General features: G+C 39.5%; 21 protein-coding genes. 15 read left to right on the top strand and 6 right to left on the bottom strand.

Translation table 11 applies throughout. The features are described 5' to 3' along the window. The first annotated feature begins 26 nt into the window (after window positions 1-26). The gene (gene mnmL, locus ACE1EF_RS10045) at window positions 27-1,025 is read left to right on the top strand and encodes a tRNA modification radical SAM protein MnmL/YtqA (RefSeq protein ID WP_375720525.1); all 999 of its coding nucleotides are present in this window, start codon (window positions 27-29) and stop codon (window positions 1,023-1,025) included. Here mnmL and ACE1EF_RS10040 read toward each other — a convergent pair. Beyond that, the gene (locus ACE1EF_RS10040) at window positions 1,017-1,670 is read right to left on the bottom strand and encodes an HAD family hydrolase (RefSeq protein WP_375720524.1); all 654 of its coding nucleotides are present in this window, start codon (window positions 1,668-1,670) and stop codon (window positions 1,017-1,019) included. The two genes, mnmL and ACE1EF_RS10040, sit on opposite strands and share 9 nt — an antisense overlap. A gap of 57 nt (window positions 1,671-1,727) precedes the next feature. On the opposite strand from ACE1EF_RS10040, the gene ACE1EF_RS10035 reads away from it, so the two are divergent. Beyond that, window positions 1,728-2,183: a Spy/CpxP family protein refolding chaperone gene (locus ACE1EF_RS10035; protein ID WP_375720523.1), complete on the top strand. Its 456-nt coding sequence runs from the start codon at window positions 1,728-1,730 to the stop codon at window positions 2,181-2,183. Between the two features lie 53 nt (window positions 2,184-2,236). On the opposite strand, the gene ACE1EF_RS10030 is transcribed toward ACE1EF_RS10035, so the two are convergent. The 3 genes from ACE1EF_RS10030 to ACE1EF_RS10020 form a co-directional block, all read right to left on the bottom strand. Beyond that, window positions 2,237-4,006, bottom strand: coding sequence for a chloride channel protein (locus tag ACE1EF_RS10030; RefSeq protein WP_375720522.1), 1,770 nt, complete (start codon window positions 4,004-4,006; stop codon window positions 2,237-2,239). A 111-nt stretch (window positions 4,007-4,117) separates the two neighbouring features. Next, window positions 4,118-4,792: a tetratricopeptide repeat protein gene (locus tag ACE1EF_RS10025; RefSeq protein WP_375720521.1), complete on the bottom strand. Its 675-nt coding sequence runs from the start codon at window positions 4,790-4,792 to the stop codon at window positions 4,118-4,120. Window positions 4,793-4,939: 147 nt separating this feature from the next. Then, the gene (locus ACE1EF_RS10020) at window positions 4,940-5,752 is read right to left on the bottom strand and encodes an aminotransferase class IV (protein ID WP_375720520.1); all 813 of its coding nucleotides are present in this window, start codon (window positions 5,750-5,752) and stop codon (window positions 4,940-4,942) included. Between the two features lie 146 nt (window positions 5,753-5,898). Here ACE1EF_RS10020 and ACE1EF_RS10015 point away from each other — a divergent pair, with 146 nt between their 5' ends. Then, the gene (locus tag ACE1EF_RS10015; protein ID WP_375720519.1) at window positions 5,899-6,468 is read left to right on the top strand and encodes a helix-turn-helix domain-containing protein; all 570 of its coding nucleotides are present in this window, start codon (window positions 5,899-5,901) and stop codon (window positions 6,466-6,468) included. A 15-nt stretch (window positions 6,469-6,483) separates the two neighbouring features. Further along, window positions 6,484-8,130, top strand: a complete 1,647-nt coding sequence (locus ACE1EF_RS10010) for an AMP-binding protein (protein ID WP_375720518.1) — start codon at window positions 6,484-6,486, stop codon at window positions 8,128-8,130. A 62-nt stretch (window positions 8,131-8,192) separates the two neighbouring features. Here the strand turns inward: ACE1EF_RS10010 and ACE1EF_RS10005 are convergent, their stop codons facing one another. After that, window positions 8,193-10,244 (bottom strand): TonB-dependent receptor plug domain-containing protein, encoded by a 2,052-nt coding sequence (locus tag ACE1EF_RS10005; RefSeq protein WP_375720517.1) that lies wholly within the window; start codon window positions 10,242-10,244, stop codon window positions 8,193-8,195. Between the two features lie 232 nt (window positions 10,245-10,476). Here ACE1EF_RS10005 and ACE1EF_RS10000 point away from each other — a divergent pair, with 232 nt between their 5' ends. The 11 genes from ACE1EF_RS10000 to ACE1EF_RS09950 all read left to right on the top strand — a co-directional run bounded on the left by ACE1EF_RS10000 (window position 10,477) and on the right by ACE1EF_RS09950 (window position 21,592). Next, on the top strand, window positions 10,477-12,723 hold the full coding sequence (locus ACE1EF_RS10000; RefSeq protein WP_375720516.1) for a LamG-like jellyroll fold domain-containing protein: 2,247 nt from the start codon (window positions 10,477-10,479) through the stop codon (window positions 12,721-12,723). Further along, window positions 12,720-13,748 (top strand): hypothetical protein, encoded by a 1,029-nt coding sequence (locus tag ACE1EF_RS09995; RefSeq protein ID WP_375720515.1) that lies wholly within the window; start codon window positions 12,720-12,722, stop codon window positions 13,746-13,748. Before ACE1EF_RS10000 ends, ACE1EF_RS09995 begins: the two co-directional genes overlap by 4 nt. Window positions 13,749-13,995: 247 nt before the next feature. Further along, window positions 13,996-14,517: a hypothetical protein gene (locus ACE1EF_RS09990; RefSeq protein ID WP_375720514.1), complete on the top strand. Its 522-nt coding sequence runs from the start codon at window positions 13,996-13,998 to the stop codon at window positions 14,515-14,517. Between the two features lie 35 nt (window positions 14,518-14,552). Then, entirely contained in the window at window positions 14,553-15,389 is an 837-nt protein-coding gene (locus ACE1EF_RS09985; RefSeq protein WP_375720513.1) for a hypothetical protein, read from the top strand. Window positions 15,390-15,393: 4 nt separating this feature from the next. Further along, entirely contained in the window at window positions 15,394-15,873 is a 480-nt protein-coding gene (locus ACE1EF_RS09980; protein WP_375720512.1) for a hypothetical protein, read from the top strand. A 479-nt stretch (window positions 15,874-16,352) separates the two neighbouring features. Next, window positions 16,353-16,703, top strand: a complete 351-nt coding sequence (locus tag ACE1EF_RS09975; protein WP_375720511.1) for a hypothetical protein — start codon at window positions 16,353-16,355, stop codon at window positions 16,701-16,703. Window positions 16,704-16,950: 247 nt separating this feature from the next. Further along, a complete protein-coding gene (locus ACE1EF_RS09970; RefSeq protein WP_375720510.1) occupies window positions 16,951-17,904 on the top strand; it encodes a hypothetical protein in 954 nt (317 codons plus the stop codon). 21 nt (window positions 17,905-17,925) lie between these two features. Then, window positions 17,926-19,155, top strand: a complete 1,230-nt coding sequence (locus tag ACE1EF_RS09965) for an MFS transporter (RefSeq protein WP_375720509.1) — start codon at window positions 17,926-17,928, stop codon at window positions 19,153-19,155. 292 nt (window positions 19,156-19,447) lie between these two features. Next, entirely contained in the window at window positions 19,448-20,029 is a 582-nt protein-coding gene (locus ACE1EF_RS09960; protein ID WP_375720508.1) for a YdeI/OmpD-associated family protein, read from the top strand. Between the two features lie 9 nt (window positions 20,030-20,038). Further along, a complete protein-coding gene (locus ACE1EF_RS09955) occupies window positions 20,039-20,662 on the top strand; it encodes a YdeI/OmpD-associated family protein (RefSeq protein WP_375720507.1) in 624 nt (207 codons plus the stop codon). A gap of 105 nt (window positions 20,663-20,767) precedes the next feature. Further along, a complete protein-coding gene (locus tag ACE1EF_RS09950; protein WP_375720506.1) occupies window positions 20,768-21,592 on the top strand; it encodes an FkbM family methyltransferase in 825 nt (274 codons plus the stop codon). 62 nt (window positions 21,593-21,654) lie between these two features. Here the strand turns inward: ACE1EF_RS09950 and ACE1EF_RS09945 are convergent, their stop codons facing one another. Then, complete coding sequence (locus ACE1EF_RS09945; RefSeq protein WP_375720505.1) at window positions 21,655-22,605, bottom strand: glucosaminidase domain-containing protein; 951 nt, start codon at window positions 22,603-22,605, stop codon at window positions 21,655-21,657. Window positions 22,606-22,648: the final 43 nt, after the last annotated feature.

Raw genomic sequence — 22,648 nt, 5'->3', positions numbered from 1 at the left:
TACGCTACATTTAGAAAAATGTTGTCATGTTTATTTGTGTTAAGAACCGCATGACAAATACATTTTTTGTATCATTGCATCGCATGAATAATCAGCAGCAAAGAAACAGAAGATATAATGATTATCCGTCATTTTCCAGAAACTATTTTGGAGAGCGGGTACAAAAAATATCCATCAATGCAGGCTTTACCTGTCCCAACAGGGATGGTACTGTTGGACGCGGTGGTTGTACCTTCTGTAACAACCAGAGTTTTAATCCGGAATATTGCTCGGAAGAACGATCGATCACTGAACAAATAGAACAGGGCATCCGTTTTTTTGACCATAAATACAAGACTCAAAAATACCTTGCTTACTTTCAGGCCTATACAAACACCTATGAACCTTTAGAGAAACTGGCCGTCAAATATGAAGAGGCTCTCAGGCATCCCAAAGTGATCGGTCTGGTCATCGGTACCCGGCCTGACTGTATGTCGAAAGAGCTGCTGCATTACTTTAACACCCTTCAGAAAGACTATTACATAACCGTTGAATACGGTATTGAATCCACACTGGATAAAACACTTGAATTCATTAACCGCGGTCACTCCTATAATACTTCCGTTACAGCTGTAACGCTTACGGCAAAAGCCGGAATACATACCGGAGCCCATCTTATCCTTGGATTACCGGGGGAAACACATCGTGATATTCTGGATCATGCAACGCGTATATCGAAATTACCGTTGCATACCATTAAACTCCACCAACTGCAACTTATAAAAGGTACCAGAATGGCTGTTCAGTTTAAAGAACACCCGGAGTGGTTCAGGTTTTATTCAGCCGAAGAGTATATTGAACTGGCTATTGATTTTCTGGAACTTCTGAACCCTGAATTTGTAGTTGAACGTTTCATAAGTCAATCACCAACAGAACTACTGGTTAACAGAATGTGGGGGCTTAAGAATTTTGAGTTCATCCATAAACTTGAAAAACGGTTAAAGGAAAGAAATACCTGGCAGGGCAGGTACTTTGAATCAGATTAACCTGATATCAGACAGGCTATCAAATACCTTACAACCGGAAGCATTTAACACATCCCGGCTCTGGTGGCCGCTGGAAACAAATATCGTTTGTATACCTATTGACCCGGCAACCTCATAATCATGAAAAGAATCTCCGACCCAAACCACTTCATCTGGTTTTAATCCACTCCGGTCAAGCACAGTACTTCCCAAATGCGCTTTTCCGTTACCAAAATGATCACTTATTCCCAGAACCGCATCAAAATAAGATCCCAGGCTGTAGCCCTGAACCATCTGATTCAGTTTTTCATGTTCCATGGCTGAGACAATAAACTGCCTTAAACCGTTGCGTTTCATGTTCTGTAGTACGTCGATGGCATCAGCATAAAGCTTAAGGCTGTTCATGTTCATCCAGTAAGTCTTCATAAATTCCATGGCTACCGTTTCCCAGTTTTCTTTATTGAAATCGAATCCTATAGATTCATAGTAATCCCTGACAGGAAAAGTAAATACCTGTTTATACTGCGCCTGCGACAACTGTCTCATGCCTCTTTTTTTCAGCAACTTATTGATACAATCCACGGAATATTCAACATCGTTCAGTAATGTACCGTTCCAGTCCCAGATGATTCCTTTTGTTTTTTCGAAATTATTTTTAAGCGCCATGGAATAAAATTGACGGTGTTAATGTCTAAACATTGTAAAATTAATAAATTAAAAAAAATGAAGAAGCTAACATTATTTTTTAGTGCTGTGATCATGTTATCTCTTTCTGTAACAACAGCGATGGCTCAATATGGTGGCGGCCAGCAACAAGGTGGTCAGCAGGGTCAAAGACAAAGAATGTCATATGCGGAACGTCAGGAACAACGCCTCACACAACTTACGAAGGACCTGTCTTTAACTGAAGATCAGGTTACTAAAGCGAAGGAATTAAACAAAAAGTATGACAAGAAGATGACGGATATGCGCAACCAGGCAACCACGCCGGAAGAGCGGCAGGCTCAACGTGGCAAATTCCGTGAACTGATGACTGAATATGACAAAGAATTCAAGGCTCTTTTAACGGATGATCAAAAGACTAAATACGACAAGATACAGGAAGAAAGAAGACAAAGATTTAACAGACAGGGACCTCCGAACGGAGACAGACCTCAAAGAGGCAACAGAACGAATTAATTAAGGGTTTTTTTCATATTTCAAAAAGGCTGCATCGTGAGGTGCAGCTTTTTTTATTCATCGGAAAAGTGAACCAGTACCTTTCGGTAGGCATTAAAGATTTTTGATTTAGACACAAATCCCATATATACACCATTATCATCCACCACCGGCAGATTCCATGCACCGGTTTTTTCAAAGGTATTCATCACCTCCTCCATTGTCTGATTAATACTGATGACAGCAGGTGGTACAATCATCAGTTTCTTTACCTTGAACACATCATACTTTTCGGGTCGAAACATAATGTTCCGTATATCATCCAGCAATACAATTCCAACGAGTTTCTGATCGCGATCCACTACCGGATAAATATTCCGTTTAGAGGAAGAAATAACTTTAATCAGGTCCCCAAGTGTCCAGTCAGGATACGCTTTTTCAAAATCAGTTTCAACCACACTGTTCAGCTTCATCAAGGTTAGCACCGTTTTATCCTTATGATGCGTTAAAAGCTGTCCGCGTTGAGCAAGACGCTTGTGATAAATGCTGTGTGACTCAAAATACTTAATGGTAATATACGAAAACAACGAGGTTATCATCAACGGGATAAAAAGCTCGTAGCCATCAGTTATTTCTGCAATAAGGAATATTGCCGTCAAAGGAGCATGCATAACACCGGCCATCATACCTGCCATTCCAACCAGGGTAAAATTGCTCTCGGGTAGTAAGATGCCAAAATGGCCAAAGATAAATGCAAACGTAAATCCGGCCACACCGCCTAAAAAAAGTGATGGAGCAAAAATACCACCTACACCACCGGCTCCGGTAGTCACACTGGTTGCCACCACTTTAAACGTTACTATCAGTAACAGATACAGTGCAAACAGATAGAACTTCCCTTCAATCCCCAGAAAGATACTGCCATTCAACACATCACCACTCTCGCCGTGAAGTAAAGAGCGGATGGTGGTATAACCCTCACCATATAACGAAGGGAAAAAGAAAATGACTACACTCAGGATAATGCCTCCTACAAGCAGACGTTTTTGCTGTGATTTAAATTTCCCGAGCCATGATTCTATAAACATTACCCCTCGTGAAAAGTAGAGTGAAATAAAACCGGAAAATATACCAAGAAAAATAAAAAATGGAATTGTCCATAACTCAAAACTGTCCACCAGATCGAAACTGAACAACACCTCATCACCCATAAGGAAGTTGGCAAATGATGCTGCTGTTACAGCTGATATCAGTAGCGGAATAAGAGAAGCCATCGTCAGATCGAGCATCAGTACCTCAAGCGTAAAAACCATGCCGGCCATCGGAGCTTTAAAGATCCCGGCAATGGCGCCGGCTGAACCACATCCGATTAATACGATCAGAGATTTATGATCCAGGTTAAAAAAACGGCCTAAATTAGATCCAAGGGAAGCACCTGTTAATACGATCGGGGCCTCTGCTCCTACAGATCCTCCAAATCCAATTGTTAACGTACTTGCGATGATAGATGACCAGGAATTATGTGGCTTAATACGGCCTTTTTTATTGGAAATAGCGTAAAGGATTTTTGAAACACCATGACCAATATTATCCTTTACGAAAACTTTAATGAAGAACACCGTTAGTATTATACCCAGTATTGGAAACAACAGTAACATATAGTTTCCCTTATCAGAAGAAAAGTTTTCAATTAAAAGATGATGGGTATAATGTACAGTAGTCTTTAAAATAAATGCAGCCAATCCACTTAATAATCCGACAATAAAACTGATGATGTAAAGTTTCTTTTCTGTGGATAAACTGCGAAAATTCTGAAGCGATCTGATGATATACGCTTTAGCCATTTTGATTTCTGATTTGGGCTGCGAAGTTACAATATTCAGTAATATTAAGAAAACGATTTAAACAAAAAAGAGGTGCATTTCTGCACCTCTTTTATATCCAGTATTTTCTGATTATTTTTTTGGCAAACTTGCCTTATAGGTTTCATAAGCCTTAATCTGATCATTCATATTTGAAATGGCACTTTTGGCAATTGTGTTGTTCGGATCGATTTCAAGTGTTTTCTCAAATCCTGTTTTAGCTTTATCCCAAAGGACCAGGGCATCCTTCATTTTTGAAAGATAGATACCAGCATCACCACTACCGGCAGCTGTTACTGCTATTTCATTCGCTTTGTTATATGGATCCTGTGCCTGAATATTATAGTATTTCGCCACATAATCGCGGAATTTTGAGTAATATTTACTGTTTGGATAATTGGTTAAAACTTTCTCAAGTGTCTCAATTTCCTTGGCTTCGTTACCTTTTTCACTATAAATCTTTGAAATGTAATACAACGAAAGATCAGGTTTATAATCTTTAGCCACACACTGATTAAAATATTTCTCTGCCTTTGCAAAATCTTTAGCTTTCAAAGCACTGTTGGCAAGATTATACAGTGTCATGTTATCGTCAGCTACACCTTCTTCGTTTGTTGCAAAATAGGCTTCATACTTAGCAACAGCTTCCGCATAATTTTTATTTCTCAACGCTTCATTTCCGGCATTCTTTAGTTCTGCTGCACTATCCTGCGCAAACATTGCAATCGAAAAGACCAAAAATGTTAATATTACCCCAATCTTTTTCATTTTCAACTATATTTAATTGTTATACACTTAGTTATTTCTATCTATGAGCCGCTAAAATAATCTTTTTTGTTAAAACAACAATGTCATCAATTAAATTAGATGCTTTTAAATCTGTACGCCTGAAATAATTCAACAACCATGCCAAAATTACTCCACTTTATATAACGATCTATCCATCAAAAGGTTGTATGCATCCATTATTTTTAATAAAACAGAGTTCTGAACCTTGAATGTGAAATTATCTACTGAGCTGACCGGCATGACCTTTGGAGATGTTCCGGTAAGAAAACAGGCATCATACTGCTGTATATCATCCAGACGAATATTACACTCCTTTACTGTAATGTTCTGTGACCGGCAAAGTTTTATCACTTTATTTCGGGTTACGCCGGGAAGTACATCCTCAACTTTTGCGGTTAATACTGCACTTCCTTTAATAAAGAAAAGATTGGTCCGGCTACCTTCCGTCAGAAGTCCTTTCTCATTGACCAGCAAAACCTCAAATACTGTTTTATCTTTAAGTAGCCTGTCTACTTTAATTCTCAGTTCATGATGCACCGCTTTTACAGCCGGATCGTGTCTGACAGATCTGAGCGTTACAGTTTTCACTCCTGTGTTGTAGGTTTCCACATCAGGATAAAACGAGGGAATAAAACCAACCAGCACATGCAAAGAATCTGTGATAAAAACATCAATTCGGATGTTCATATTCCTGATCATATTCTGATGTATCAGTATGGCGATCATCTCCGGAAAATCATAATCTGAAAGTTGAAACGTGATCTGTTCCGTCTGCAGTGAATTTTCCAACCGGTTAAGATGATCCTGCCAATACAGTATTTTTCCGTCAATAATCCGGATCACTTCGTAAATATTCCTCCCGCTCATGTAAAAATCAAGATCGTTGGAAATATCGGTTAACTTACCATTTAAAAATATTTTATGCCCGGTATATCTCATTCTGGGATAATTATCAAAACTCAAAGATATATAAATTGATTCTGAATTACCGCTTTTCAGAAGATTAGCGGGAGATTGGAAAACGACTTAATTTGATTTTTATTTACATTTGGTGTCCCCATTAAAAACACAAAAACGATTTTGACATGATGAACAACGTTGGAGAAAAGATTAACGAGATCAGAAAAATCAAAGGCCTTGGCATTGAAGATTTGGCAGAAAGAGCCGGTTTGTCCATTGAACAGATTGAGCATATTGAAAATGACGAGATTTTACCCTCATTAAGTCCGCTGATTAAGATTGCCCGTGTTCTGGGTGTTCGTCTCGGTACCTTTCTTGATGATGAAGACCGCATTGGTCCTGTGGTATCCCGCAAAGAAGATCATACCAAATCCATCAGCTTTTCCAATGACAACACCTCCGCCAGAAAAGAGATGGAGTTCTTTTCGCTTGCCGGAAATAAGTCAGGCAGACACATGGAACCTTTTTTAATCAATCTGAGCGCCAGTGAATCAAAAGAATTTATTTCCTCATCACACGAGGGTGAAGAGTTTCTGTATGTTCTAAGTGGAAGTGTATCGGTTAGCTACGGGAAGGAATCATTTGTACTTTATCAGGGAGATTCCATTTATTATGACTCCATCGTTAAACACCATGTTAGCTCGGAGAACAACGAACAGGCCATTCTGCTGGCAGTAGTATATGCACCATTTTAACCAATTGTCATGAACATGCTTGATCACACACTTGGAACAGCACTGGAAAATATTGTAACAAAAACACCCGACAAGGACTTCATCATATATCCGGACCGTAATCTTCGGTTTACATATAAGGCGTTCGACGACAGGGTGAACAAACTGGCAAAGGGACTACTGACCTTAGGAATACAAAAAGGTGACCATGTAGGCATTTGGGCAACGAATGTTCCGGACTGGCTGACCTTTTTATTTGCAACGGCAAAAATAGGCTCTGTATTAGTGACCATTAATACAAGCTATAAAATACATGAGCTGGATTACCTGGTTAAAAATGCTGATTTAAAAGCTTTGTGCCTTATCGATGGATGGCGGGACAGCGACTATGTCGGCATGGTAAATGAACTTATTCCTGAACTGAAACTGATGGAACGCGGTCAGCTGAAGTCAAAAAAGTTTCCCATTCTGGAACATGTTATTTTCATCGGACAGGAAAAACACCGGGGTATGTACAATACACCGGAATTACTCTTACTTGGAGAGCATGTAAATGATGATGAGCTGAATGCTGTCAAAAATAGTCTGGATTGCCAAGAGGTTATCAACATGCAGTACACCTCCGGAACAACAGGATTTCCCAAGGGTGTCATGTTAACGCACCATAATATTCTCAATAATGGTTACTATATCGGTGAATGTCAAAAGTTCACAGAAGATGAAATCCTCTGTCTCCCGGTTCCCCTGTTTCATTGTTTCGGCATTGTACTTGGAGTGCTTGCCTTATTGTCGCATGGTGGTACACTCGCCATCATTGAATCGTTTGATCCCTTAATGGTGCTGGCCTCAGTTCAAAAAGAAAAATGTACAGCCCTTTACGGTGTTCCAACCATGTTTATCGCAGAACTTAACCACCCCATGTTCGATATGTTTGATCTTACTTCTTTGCGTACCGGAATTATGGCAGGATCACCCTGCCCGATGGACGTAATGAAAAAAGTGGTTGAAAAGATGCACATGGATGAAGTAACCATAGCCTACGGTTTAACTGAAGCATCTCCTGTAATGACCCAGACCAGGACGGATGATCCCCTGGATGCCAGAGTTTCGACTGTTGGCAAAGAATTGCCGGGAATTGAGGTTAAAGTTGTAAATCCTGAGACAGGAGATGAATGTGCTGCAGATGAACAGGGTGAGGTTTGCTGTAGAGGATATAATATTATGAAGGGGTATTACAACAACGAAGCAGCGACAAAAGAAGCAATTGACAAAGATGGTTGGTTACATTCCGGAGATTTGGGTCTTAAAACAGGTGAAGGCTATTTCAAAATTACCGGGCGTATTAAAGATATGATCATCAGGGGAGGTGAAAATATTTATCCCCGCGAAATCGAAGAGTTTCTATATAGCATGCCAGGAATCAGGGATATTCAGGTTGCCGGTGTCCCTTCCCCCAAGTATGGTGAACAGGTCGGGGCATTCATTATACTGGATGAAAACAGCCAGCTTAGTGAAAGTGATGTAACAGATTATTGCCGGGGAAAAATCGCACGGTTTAAAATACCTAAATATGTATTTTTTGTATCAGGCTATCCAATGACTGCCAGCGGAAAAATACAGAAATACAAGCTTGGTGAACAGGGACTTGAAATGCTGAAGGAAAAAGGTATAGAGATCATTTAACTAACAACTATAAAGCTGCCAGCGGGAGTGCGTCATTAAATCGCCTCCCGCTAAGCAGCCCTTTAATAGTTTATTCGGAACACAACACCAGCTTTCACCCATCTTCCGGGCTGAACAACATTAGCTACATCCATATATTTCACATCAAAAATATTAGAGGCTTCCGCAAACAGTTTCAACCGATCATTTTCCCAGTATACTTTTCCGCTAACCATCCAGAACGGAGCATAAGGTGTGGTTTGATACAGCAGATCACTCGTTTCCGGATCGCGTCCAAGATACTTCTGATACGTTCCTGCTCTGTCCTGCCACGAAGCATTCCATTCAGCAAAAATCTTACTTACTACTGAATGATTCAGAGTCACGGTAAATTTATGTTTCAAATAATCAAGTGCATACCTGGAATCATAATCCTGTTCCACCTTATCAGAGTTCAGGTATGAATAACTCACGCCTACTCTCCTTATAAAACAAGCTGCATCTCTCATCTTTGTTATATCCAGTCGTGTTGACGTTTCAATACCAAAGGTATTCAGCTGAGTATAGTTGGTGGTGGTATATTTTTCATTATCAGGCAACTGAACCCAGTCAATCAGATTTGTTCCCTGTCGATAAAATGCCGTAATATGAGATGCAATACCTTTTTTATGAAATTTAAACCCGCCTTCATAACTCCAGGCTGTTTCCGGTTTCAGATCAGGATTTCCAACATTGGTAGGCCCGTTATAGAACAAGTCGGTGAAAGTTGGCATGCGCAAGGAACGGTTTACTGATCCCTTGACTCTGAATCCGTCAAGCAGCTCATAGCTGATATCCAATCCGGGGTAAAAAGAGATACCACTGTTCAGGCTGGTCGATCCGAACGCCATAACCGCTGCAGTCATAAACAAGGGTCCCGAACTAAACTGATGTTCAGCATATGCACTGTAATTTGTGCGAGTATACGATTTATAATAAAAGGCATCATAGCCGTTCACTTTAACTGTATCCGGTATATTTCCAAGTGTGTTGCTCAGCGAATTTTCATTCCTTATTTCCGCACCCAGAGACGTTTTTCCCAATGCCCAGTAGTAGGTGGTATTAATCCTGGAACCATACACATTACTTTTGTGAAAATTATACGGATAAGTCGCTGGTTTGTCTCTGAATAATTCAAACCGGTCCCTCGAATTCCGGACATAAACTGTGGGTGATACTTTAAACCGGGTTCCGGTCGTAAATCCCAGACTTGCAATGTTTGTTTTTACCGCTTCATACTGATCGGGGTATACGGGCGTGTAAAAGCTGTTGGCACCAAAACCATTATCAGTATAACCCGCCTGCCATACAAATGAACCAAAGTCCAGATCAAGTCCGCCGTTATAGTAAATATTCTGTCGCTTAAAATCGGTATTTTCAATATAACCACTGCTTCCTGTTAAGCCTGCCGAAATCTGATGATGTGTTAATGAATTGTGGAATGCAATGCTCAGATTACCGTCATAAAAACCGTATTCACCGGCTGAACCGGACAACTGTATCTTATTGTTTTCAGATGAACCGGTAATAATATTGATCGCACCACTAAAAGCATTAGCCCCGAGATGCCGGGCTCCTGCGCCCTGAAGTACTTCAATCCGGTCAACCTGGCTAAGGTCAACAGGGAGGTTCATCATGTTATGTCCGGTCTGAGGATCGGAGATATTAACACCATTCAGCAAAACCATTACCTGGTCGTATGATCCGCCACGAATACTGATATCCGACTGAACACCATTTACTCCACGTTGTCGTACGTCTACATTAAGTGCAAATTCAAGCAGGTCGGCAATGCTGTTGACCGGCGACGCCTGAATCTCGTCTTTAGTAATTACAGTAACCACCCTGGCCACTTCAGACTGAAGTTCGGGTGTGGCATCGGCACTCACCACTACTTCTTCCAAATCCACCTTATCGTTGGTTCGAATGGTATCGGTTTGAGCCGCTGTCTGCTGAGCGCCTAGGGTAGCGAACGCACTTACGCTTAAAACGCCTATTTTGATCTCTTTGTGCAGTGTATTGTAAACTGCAAATGTTTTGCGGCTCCATTTCTTAAACAGTAGCACGCGCCTGGTTGGTAAATGTTTTAAATGCATAATTAACCTGTTTGAATTTGCGCTGCAAAGATACGAAAAGGCCTCATAGTTGAAATTCTAAATAAAGATGACCAGAAAATTTTGCTACGCTTCACCATCAACAGTTCAGTTCCACTAAAAAAACAACAGATCGAAAAATCAGCAAAATCTGACGATTTTATAACATCGTTAACTTCTATTAAATTGTATTTTCGCATGGTCTAAGATTTGAAATACTTACTAACATTAAGGTATGAGATACAAACCCTTATTTTTAAAATTCATCAGCGGCATTTCTATTTTATCAGTCTTCCTGCTGTTTCAACAACACGTGGAAGCACAAAATATTAATGACGGTCTGATATTACATTACACATTTGAGAATATAACAGGAGCAACAGTAACAGATGACTCAGGTAACGGCCATGATGGGACATTGCAGGGCAGTGCAGTTGTATATACCGGAAAGACCGGGAATGGGGTATTCTGTAATAAAAACGGTGATTACATTGAAGCTCCAGATAACATTAATGCCGGGATGACCTCCTTCACCTTTGCCACATGGGTAAAGCTGCTTTTAAGGCAGGATGCCACCCGTTTTTTTGACTGGGGAACAGGCACAGAAGGCAGCAACAATTTCATTGCCTTTATTCCAAGTTACGGCTCAAATGACGGATACATGAACCTGAGGTTCAGACCGGCATCCGGTACCGCCATAAATATTATGTCCAACGAAAAATGCCCGACGTCGGCATGGGCACATGTAGCCGTAACCTACAACTGGAATGGTTCAAAAGGAACTGCGACAATGTATCTTAACGGCAATGTTGTTGCCTCCACATCCAACCTTTCGTATAATATCAGTTCATGGCTGGGATCAACCACAGATAACTATTTTGGATTTTCGCGCTGGGCACAGGATGTTAATGGATTTAAGGGGATATTCGATGACATCAGGGTTTACAACCGTGCACTGGATAATCAGGAAATATTGATGCTAACCGGACTGGATGAACTGTATGCACAATATGACGCGCTGGATCTGGGTGACCTTTCAGCTTTAAAAGACAATATATCCTTACCAACAACGCTTGGAGATCAGGGCGTTACGGTATCCTGGAGTTCATCACAACCATCTGTAGTAGCTTCGAATGGTACCGTTATCCGACCGGACTTCTTTAATTCGGATGTAGTTCTGACAGCAACGGTAAAGCTGGGATCCATCACCAAAACCAAAACCTTCAGCGCAACGGTTCTTGCAAAAGCCGGTACTGAATTTGTGAATGACCTTGTTGTAAGATATGATTTCTCTAACCTTGACGGTACTGTTGTAAAAGATGTTGCTGAAAAGAACTTTAGCGGTTCGTTAAAAAACAGTGCTAAAGTGGTCACCATAGGAACGCAATCCACCGGTATTCTTAATGTGCTGAACCTTGGCTCATCCAACGGTTATTTCGACATGGGGTCTGGTATGGGAAAGGTAGTAAGCCGTTTAACAAATTATACCGTATCGGCTTATTTCCGGATCGATGATTCCTATTCAGGGCTGGATAATAACGGCAACTTTTTATGGAACCTCTCCAATACAGCAGATGCGATGTCAGACATAAACGGATATATCATCTGTAGCCTTAAAGATCAGAGCCTGAGCATTACACCCGGGAATTATACTGAATCTTCAGGCAATCAGGATGTTGGTTATAATAAGAAGGCATTAAAGGGAAACTGGCACAATGTAACGTTTACCCAACAGGGAACAACCGCGACAATTTACATTGACGGTATTGCCGTGGCAAAAGATAAAATCACCAATCTGCCCTCAACAACCTTACTGAAACCGGGTCTTGCCGGTACACTTTATAACTGGATTGGCCGTTCCTGCTACACATCAGATGTTTACCTGAGAAATACCCTGGTTTATGATTTCAGAATTTATAGCAGAGCCCTGGATCAAAATGAAATAGCAGAGACAGAACTCCATGTGAATGACGGTCTGGCTATGCTTGAAAAAGCTTATAATGCCAATCTTGAGGAAAGTAAAACAGCCGAAACGACAGCTACGGTTCATAACGAACAACCCGAAGCCGGGTATCTGGAAATCGTTAAAAATGACAATTCGGTTATTAGTCTGAAGTTAAACACTGTCACCCACTTTGTGGCTGATGAAACTTCTACAATATTTGATTTTACGTCGGGATCAACCGATACATATGCAAATACAGATATCCGGAAAATCACTTTCAGACAATGGGCTACTGCAACGGATAAAACTATACTACACGGCTCAATGTCTGTATATCCGAATCCGGCAACCCAAACTATATATGTATCAGTTGACGGTCCGGGATCAAAGCAAGTGGACATTTATTCCATAAGTGGTAAGCGAATGATGAGACGGATTACATCAGAATCAGAACATAAAATTGATATTAATCAGCTACCTGAAGGCGTATATATAGTTAAATCGGGTAGTTACGTTACAAAATTTACAAAACGATGAAGAAAGGGCATTTAATACTATTTTCCTTATTGCTGTTGGTTGGTTCTGTTATGGCACAGAATAAGACAATGAATATATTTAAAATCAATAAATCAGTTCAGCGTTTTGCACTTTCCAACCTTGACAGCGTTGAGGTGGATCAGTCGAATAATAACATTCTGGTTCATTTGAAAGATGGAGACGTCAGAACAATAAGGATGTCAGAAATTGACAGCATGACTTATTCTGAAGGAAGCTATACAGTTCCCGCTGTAGAACTGATATCAGCTGATTATGAATACAAACTGGATAAAATAATCTGTGAACTGAATATTAACGATGGCGGATGTGAAATACTGGAGCGTGGATTGTGCTGGTCCAGCACGAATCAAAATCCTACAACCGATGACAATACGTTCAGCAGTGGAACAAATGCAGGTAAATTATATGCTTCAACAACGGGATTGGTCTTAGGATCAACCTATTATGTTAGACCTTATGTCATCAACTGCATGGGAACAACGTATGGCGAAGCAAAAAAAATTCAGACCCTGATGGGTGATGTAACTTATACACTTGATATAGACAAGAACCAGTTTCCTGAATATTATGCCCTGATAAAAGAAGCACTGGACAGCGCCTGTTACTATTACAACCGGTATACTGAATTTAAAGCTAACATACACGTGTATTACAGTTCAGGTATTCCAACGGCCCAGGCCAACTATCATGGAAGTATTGGTTATGGTCCCAATACATCATATATGTGGGTAGGAACCACCATGCATGAGATGGCACACTATTTTGGATCAGGCACTTCCAATGCCTACTGGAATAATATGATAAACGGTGTATGGCAGGGGGCAGCAGCAAAGGCGTTATGTCAGCAACTTACAGGACAGGAACTGCATGGCGACAATACGCACTTCTGGCCACTGGGCATTAACTACCGTTCTGAAGTAAGCTCAGCAACGGATCTTATCAATCATGCCAAATTGGTTCAGGCCATGCTGGTTGTGGACGGAGGTCTGCCTACAAGCTGGTAGAAATGAAGATTATTTAATATGAAAGAGGCTGTCCCAAAAGTGATTTCAGAATTATCTTTACTTACGGATTGTAAGTAGTTTTTGCAAAATTACACCTAAATCCCCTGAAGGGGACTTAAAGCCTCCCACTTTAGGGAAGTCCCGATAGCTATCGAGGATGGAGGGGTAAAAAATTCATCAATGCAACGTGGTATATTTGGGTGATGTAATCTTTTTTTGTACCTTGCTGTGAATTAAATTACCTATTATGAAAAAGACCGATGTTATTGATCTGACCCTAAAAATATTTGGTATAAAGATTTTTATTGGGGCGCTTCTCCTGATTAAGGATATTATTAATTTCTCACAGATTTTTTATCAAAGCAACAATTTTATGGCAAGCCTGGGGGGACTTATTGGTTATATTCTGGCTTTTGCTGTTCTGACTGCGATCAGCTATTTCCTGGTAATAAAAACGGCTGTATTTGTCCGGCTCATTGTTAAAAATGATGACGTGATAGACCTGCAACCGGGAGATAACTATGAGGAATTGCTGAGCATTGCACTTATAATTACAGGACTGATCATTATTATTTTTCGTTTTCCTGCATTTTTAGCCGCTGCGGCAGCCTTGGTAAGATACCTGCTCGGCGACATGACCAATCCAACAGACTTCTTAATACAACAAACCGGATTACTGCTGCTCTATGCTTTTGGTTTTGTCCTGATTGGTAATTCTCGACCTTTTGCAAAGTGGATACTGAAAAAGAAAAATGAAGAACATTCCTGAATACCACATTAACGATTGAACCTGAATCATGAAAGATGAAAAGTATTTTACTCTATCTTACATTAATTACCCTGATTCTTAGCAGCTGCATCAGAGTTACATACCGGAAGAAAACAGAATCTGTGAGTACGGACAGATATGTAATAACGAGTTCATTAACAACGCAACAAACGTATTTCTACAACCATGTTTTCATAAACAGAGATACAATTGTAAAGGTCCTCGACGAAACAAAAGGGCGTGTTGAAAAATCCGGTTTTAACAGCAAAATGTTTTTTCAGCAACCTTTGAATACCAGGATTGTAGCTACACAAAACACACAGGATAATCATATTTTAAAACTGATCGCTATTTCAGACAGGGATACGATTGTACGCATAATAGCTGTAGACCAAATACATGATGAATCTGTTCTTCGGGAAGTCATGATGGCCGATCAGTGTGAAACGGTTAAAAAACTTGCCCTCTCAAAAATTAATAACAGGAACAACCTTAACCAGATTGCGGTATTCAATCCGGATCCGGATAACCGACTGGCTGCTTTAAAACACGTTCAAAACGATACGTATTTAAAGCATATCGCATATTTTGAAAAGGACCCTGCAATAAGAAAACTGGCTGTACAAAAACTGGCAAACGAGGATTACCTTAAACATGTAGCTTACTTTGATAAAGATATGGAGATACGTAAGATTGCTGTAAGTAAAATAGAAAATGACACCTACCTGAAACACGTGGCATTTTTTGATAAATCGGAAGAAATACGCTACCTGGCAACAGAAAGAATCAGTGATCCAACAACTCTATTTCATATCTCGGTTTATGATAAATCAAAACGGATCAGACGGCTTGCAACAGAAAAAATAAATTGAAGTTATGATTGCGGCATTTGAATCTGTAACAAATGGCATTCTGGCTCTCATCGCTGAATGGGAAACAAAACTTTCAACGATTCCTGTAGACTTGCTTTATGACAAAATAAACTGCCAAAACAGGACGATTAAACAGATCATTGGCCACATGATTGATTCTGCATCCAACAACACCCATCGAATTGTACACCTCCAATACCGTGAAAACCCCCTGGAATTTCCAAACTATGCCACACATGGTAATAACGATCGCTGGATTGCCATACAGAACTACCAGGAAGAAGAATGGTTCAACCTGGTTCAGTTATGGAAATATATTCACCTCCATCTGATTCACGTTATTAAACAAGTTGATCCAAACAAACTTGAAAATGTATGGATTTCCGGTGAAGAAAATGAAACAGTATCATTAAGAATTATGATATCAGACTTTTTACGCCATATGCAGCTTCATCTGAATGAAATTAATGAGCTTTTAGAATAAAACATACGCTAAACCTAAATTCCCGGTCAATGTCAATAAAAAGACAAATTCAGCTTTTCACCTTTGCACTACTTCTGAGTACGGGGGTATTTGCGCAGGAATGGGCTCCTGTTGGCACCACCCGGTATTATTCTGTATGATACTGATCATTCAGTGCAGTTAAAGCATAAATCTATAATTGTAAACTGACTTCAGCATCTACATTTCTTTTGGTCCTGATTTGTTATCCGGTTCTTACAGTGATAACATCTTTTTACACGCTAATAGTTATCTTAAATTCCTTGAACTATTCATCGAAAGGCTATCCTTTTATTCCATTATTACTGTTTATTCTGTTTTCTGTTCACTTCAGGGTATGCTGGCATTCAACAACTTACACAAATAATGTAATTTTTATTTAGATTTTGTATAAAAAATACTTTTTCGACTAAGGGATTTTTAAAAAAGGGTGTCTTAATTGAAACTGTAAATCACTAATTATGATAACCCGAGTAACCCGTAGATTAATAACCGTGCTATTTGTGTTGGTAGTGTTGTTGAGCGCGTTTCTGCTCTACTCAACGGTTTTAAGCTGGAATTTATTTTCAGTGATAGTGTTTTGGTTCTTTGTAGTTCCTGCTTTATCGCATTTTTCAGCTAAGATAATGACCCGAAAACGGGGCAACCTGGCAACAGCCATTAACGGATGCCTTCTGTTTTACACAACTGTAGGCGTGCTCATTTATTTTAACTATGAGACGTCGTTTTTAAGACTGATACTAATGAGTCTGATACCGGCAATGGTAATTATCTATTTACTAAATGAAAAAGAAGTTAATATAAATTCATAACCTTTCTACATTCAAACAGGCGTTAATTCTCTATGTAATTACCCAAAATCTGATCCCTCTCAGCCCCAATGAGAGGGATCTTTTTTTATATTCTACCCTTAACCCGCTGAAAACCAAAAAATATTTTTACTTTTAATTCCTGAAATAACCTGTGCCTGATAACAGCAGTAGTTTTTAAGTACGAAATCAATAACTTTAATTATGACTGATAAATCATAAAGCAAAACAAGGCATTAATTGAATACAGATGAAACATAAACTGGCCGGATTTATACTTTTCCTGATGATATCTTTTGAATCAAGTGCTCTTGCAAACAAATTAACCCATGTCATTGCATTTGCAGATGTTGAAAAAGCAAAGGAACTTTTAGTTCAGGATGATGCATTCACAAATAGCTGGAGTACTTTTGACATCGACGCCCGGATGCATAAGAAAAACAGTACCAAAGAAGAACTCTTCCGTTTTATTTCAGAGCAGTGCAGGAGCTGGACAAATAAAGAGAAGGAGAAAATCAACTCAGCATGTGCAGACATTGAGGATCACATAAAAATACAGGGCCTTAAACTCGACTTTCCTGAAGAGGTATTATTTATAAAGACGACAGCCAGGGAAGAAGGTGGAGCCGGTGGATATACGCGTTCCAGTTACATCGTATTGAAAGATGATGTGATGACAATGGATGACAACGAATTAACACGGATTATCACTCATGAATTGTTTCACATACTCACCAGAAATAATCAGGAGTTCAGAAAAGCAATGTATAAAATTATCGGATTCAAACTCATGAATTCAGAGGATTACCCGGATGTAATAAAACCTTACAGAATAACAAATCCTGATGCACCACAAACAGATAGTTACATTACGCTTAAGGTTGACGGGCAATCCGTGGATTGTATGATGATTCTTTTCGCCAATCAGGCCTATTCCGGTGGTGATTTTTTTCAATACCTGAGAATTGGTTTTTTAAAACTGCAGGGTGACAGTATAAAATCGGCGGCTTACTTGGAGAATAAACCCGTGATATTTACGCTGAATCAGGTAAATGGTTTTTATGAACAGGTGGGCAAAAACACGCAGTATATCATTCATCCGGAAGAGATAATGGCAGACAACTTCACTTTTGCCATCCTGAATATCAAGGAATTACCAAACCCGGAGATTCCAGAGGCCATAAAAGCTGTATTGCAGGAATAGAACACGGTATAACATAATCGAATGGAAAAAATTAAAAACCAGTCACACAGTAAAGAGACTCTTTTCTACGGATTATCCATTTTCTTTGAAAGAACTGCATATTTTGGGATTCGGGCAATTCTGATCTTGTATATTTTTGATAAATTTCCTGGATTTAGCCAAACCCAAATTCAAAGCATATATGGACTGTTCATCGGATCATTTATCATTTCTCAATTAATCGGCGCATTGCTTGGAGATCTGGTTCTGGGTAATAAAAAAGCAATAATTACAGGAGGTTTCATTCAGACTGCCGGTATTTTGAGTCTTTGTATTCCCGGTATTACAGGACTTTATGCCGGACTGTTTCTGGTGGTTGCAGGTAATGGTTTGTACAAACCAAACTTAATCTCAAATTTTGGAAAAACATACCTGATTAAACCAAAACTACTGGATTCAGGATTTACATTATTTTACTTCATCGTTAATGCCGGTGCAACTATTGGAGCATTTATCGTAGGAATTGCAGGAGAATCAACCGGATGGATAACAGGTTTTGTTTTAGCCGGTATTCTCATGTTAACATCCGTCATCTTTGCATTCTTCACAAAAGTGGAGAAACAAGAATATACAGAAATAAAACTCGGTTCTTTCGTTGAACGCTCCATAAAAATACTGGTTGCCTTACTGTTGGCTGGATTGTTTTGGAGTGTTTACCAGATTACTACTTTTCGCGTAGTTCAAATACAAAACTCATTTCATGAAATTTCAACATTATTTAATTCCATTATGATCCGGGACTTTCTGACCACCGGGATAATTATCATTTTAAGTTTAATAGCGTCTGTAATCTGGACATTTTTATACAGCAGTCAGTTCTTTAAACTTCTAACCGGATTTATCAGCGGAACAATTGCTCTGGGATTATACTTTTTTATCCCTCAGGTTGCAGAAGAGCAACATGTCTCAATATTTCTTCTATCCCTGGTTCTGATGGGTATCTCTGAAGTACATATTGCGCCGGTTATTCATTCTGTTCTTACCAAATACAGTAATCCCAGATACCTGGCTATTTTGATTAGTTTATCTTATGTTCCGACAAAACTCTTATCTCTGTTTTTCGGCCTTTTTAATGAGAAATTCGCCGGGCATCCTGAATATGGCGTCTACACTGCCCTGGTCATAATGGTAGCTGGAAGCATTTTACTCTTATTGTTTTACAGGGTAAAGAAGAGAAACTCAAACCGATATGCGGATCTTAATAACAACTGAAAAACATTATTTTTTTGTAATCATTGTTGTCCGGCTAAAAATCAACATTACTTAAAGATTCTTCGCTTCATTTTACTACGCTCAAAATGACAATCCTCCAGCCCAACAGCCAGCAAATACTTGTAATTCAAAGTGTAGCAATGAATCTCTGAAGCTTTAACCGGACAACAGCGTTTTTGCAATTACTTATTTCAGAGATGGTGCCATACCAATTTCAAGGCATCTGGTTATTAAAACCTGAACCCAACCTATTGCCAGACTGTTATTATTAACAACATGCATAATAATAAAGATGAATCCAAAAGTTGATCAGTTCCTGATGCAGGAGCAGCAGTGGCAGGAGCAAACAGAAATTCTTCGTACTATTTGTTTGGATTGTGGACTGAATGAAGAGCTGAAATGGGGTAAACCGTGTTATACTTATCAGGGTAGTAATGTAGTCATTATTCAGGGTTTCAAAGATTACTGTGCATTATTATTTTTTAAAGGCGTTCTGCTTAAAGATCTACATAAAATCCTGGTCAAAACAGGAGAAAATACAAGGGTAGGTCGTCAGGTCCGGTTCCGCGAAGTGGAAGATATCATAAAGCTCACACCAATTCTGGAACAATATATTTTTGAAGCCGTTGACATAGAGAAATCCGGTGCAAAAGTCCCGGAACCTTTTAATGCAGATCCGGAACTGCCTAACGAGTTAAAACATAAGTTCGAAGAAATGGCAGATCTTAAATCCGCTTTTGAGGCGCTTACCGCAGGCCGGCAAAGGGCCTATTGCTTTTATTTCAACCAGGCGAAACAATCGTCAACACGAGAAGCCCGAATAGTAAAATGCATTCCGAAAATTATGGCTGGAAAAGGTTATAATGAAAAATAAATTTTATGCATGAATCCAAAGATTGATCTGTATCTGAGTCAGGGCTGTATGCGTTGTGAATTCGGAGGAACAACAAGATGCAAGGTTCATCGGTGGACTAACGAGTTAAACCTGTTGCGCTATATAGTGGTTGAATGTGGTTTAAAGGAAGAACTGAAATGGAGCGTCCCCTGCTACACCTATAACAAGAAAAACATACTAATAATAAGTGCATTCAGGGAATACTGTGCCATTAGCTTTTTTAAGGGCGCCTTACTGAATGATCAGGAAAACATTCTTGAAAAACCGGGCGAAAATTCAAACGAAGGACGGCTGATTAAATTTACAACAACAGACAGAATAAATGAACTTGAACCTGTCCTCAGAAGCTACATTCAGGAAGCTATTGAGATTGAAATATCAGGTCTTAAAATTGAGCGCAGGCCTGTAAAAGATTTCATTATTCCGGATGAGCTTCAACAACGGTTCTTGACCTACCCTCTTTTTAAAGATGCATTCGATAATTTAACCCCAGGTCGGAAAAAAGGCTACCTTATTTACTTCAGCCAGGCGAAACAACCTAAAACCAGGGAAATCCGAATTGAAAAATGCATCCCGGGAATTCTGGAAGGTAAGGGATTGAATGAACGCTGAAATCCTGTAAAGTGATATTGTACATCAATTTTACTGGAAAATGCTAAATTAGCACCGGTAATTCCGGATAAAACAATATATAATCCTTAAGTAAACCAGTTACTCATGAAAGTTATTCTGGCCGGTATATTCAGATTTCTTTTTCAAAACCGCTTTTTCAAAAAACGTTTTTTTGGAATTCATAAACGCATTTTCAACCCGTTAAACCTGTTCAGAGGTGTGGAACGTACAATTCGTTTCCATGGAATAAAGCTCAACCTGCGCATAGATGACTGGATTCAGGAAAACATATACTTTCTTGGAGAATATGAAAATGCCGAGTTAAAGTCAATCCATAACTTTCTGACTAAAGAAGCCGTTTTTATTGATATTGGCGCAAATATCGGCCTTTACACCCTCTACGCATCCAAACTGACAGGCAGTCAGGGGAAAGTGATCAGCTTTGAACCTTTTCCCTTTAATCATGATGCATTGGTTAAAAACGTAAGTTTAAACGGGTTCACTAATATAACATGCGAAAAAATGGCGATCGGCAGAAAGGAAGACCATATTAAGTTATATTACAATGAAAATGAGCACAATTTAGGGATGGTTACAGCAATGCCGGTTGATAACGGGATTACCGAAGATGTTCAGGTTACTTCGTTAGATACCTATCTGCAGGCACATCCGGTTCCGAAAATTGACCTGATAAAAATTGATGTGGAAGGATTTGAATACGACTGCCTGGAAGGTATGAAAAAGACCCTGTTAAAGTATAAACCAAACCTGTTAATTGAAATCTTAGCCGATAATTCGTCCGGACAGAATGATAAAAGCCATACTCTTCTGAAAGAATTGGGATACCACAAATATTATATTGATGATGCCGGCAATATTTCCCTGAACGAAACAAATCCGCAAAGAAGAAATTATATATTTAAGCCTTAAAAGTACCGCACCGGTATTTCAGACCAATATGCTAACTTTTATTCTTTTGCTTACAACCACAATTAATTAGAGGGTTTATTGTGCTTTAAATAAATCCGTTGCCCCGTTTGCGGTTGGGTCCCCTTGTCCATGTTATTCTTTTTGTAAAGTCGCTTCAACTTAATGCCGTAGCGCTGCGAAATTTCCCGCATGGTTTCCGTTTCTTTAGCCACATGATATTCGTAGTTTTTTGAACGGTTCCGTTTGGGTTGAATATAAACCACCTGTCCTGACGTTAAGAAAGCATCTTCAGGCAAATCATTATATTTATAAAGTTCCCAGTCACGCAGATTGAATTCCTGAGATATACTCTGAAAACTGTCCCCCGGCCGAACTTTTACATAATTCACCTTATTATTGGAATATACCTGGTGCGAGGTAAAGGGTTTGATCACAAAATTATCCACCGGTTCAGCTTTCCTTGTTTTACGCTCACTGATTGCTTCATCTTCTGTAAACTCTACTTTTACACCACGGTCATACAAAAACAGTTCATTATCCTCAATAATTTTGATTAAGCGGTTTGCATACTGCGGATCAGTGGCATATCCTGCTTTTTTCAAGCCTCTTGCCCATCCTTTATAATCGGTTACTTTCAGATCAAATAAGAACCGGTAGCGTTCCCTTGATGTCAGGAATTTGGAATGATCTTCAAACGAATGCACCGGCTCCTCATACTTTCTGAAACACTCGTTCCGCATATCATCATCCCGGTGAACCGATGGTCCCGTCCAGTCGTGACATTTGATTCCGAAATGATTATTGGCTACACGTGCAAGGTAGCTGTTCCCGTTAGATGACTCAAGAATGCCCTGAGCTAATGTTATACTGGCCGGAATGCCATATTTCTGCATTTCCCGGATGGCTATCGGAGCAAATTTTTCCACATAATCTTCCCGGGTAAGGGTCTGTGCTGTCATGGCTATTATCGCCATAAGAAAAACAGAAATCAGAACGGTTCTTTTCGGTATCATCTTCTTAAACATATGCTGCAAAAATAAAAAATCAATTTCTAAT

This window comes from Quyinboa sediminis (genome assembly GCF_042219855.1).
In the GTDB taxonomy this organism is placed as follows: domain Bacteria; phylum Bacteroidota; class Bacteroidia; order Bacteroidales; family UBA5342; genus JBHJHP01.
Note: the sequence above shows the minus strand (reverse complement) of the source record. Positions and strands in the feature narration are given on the sequence as shown.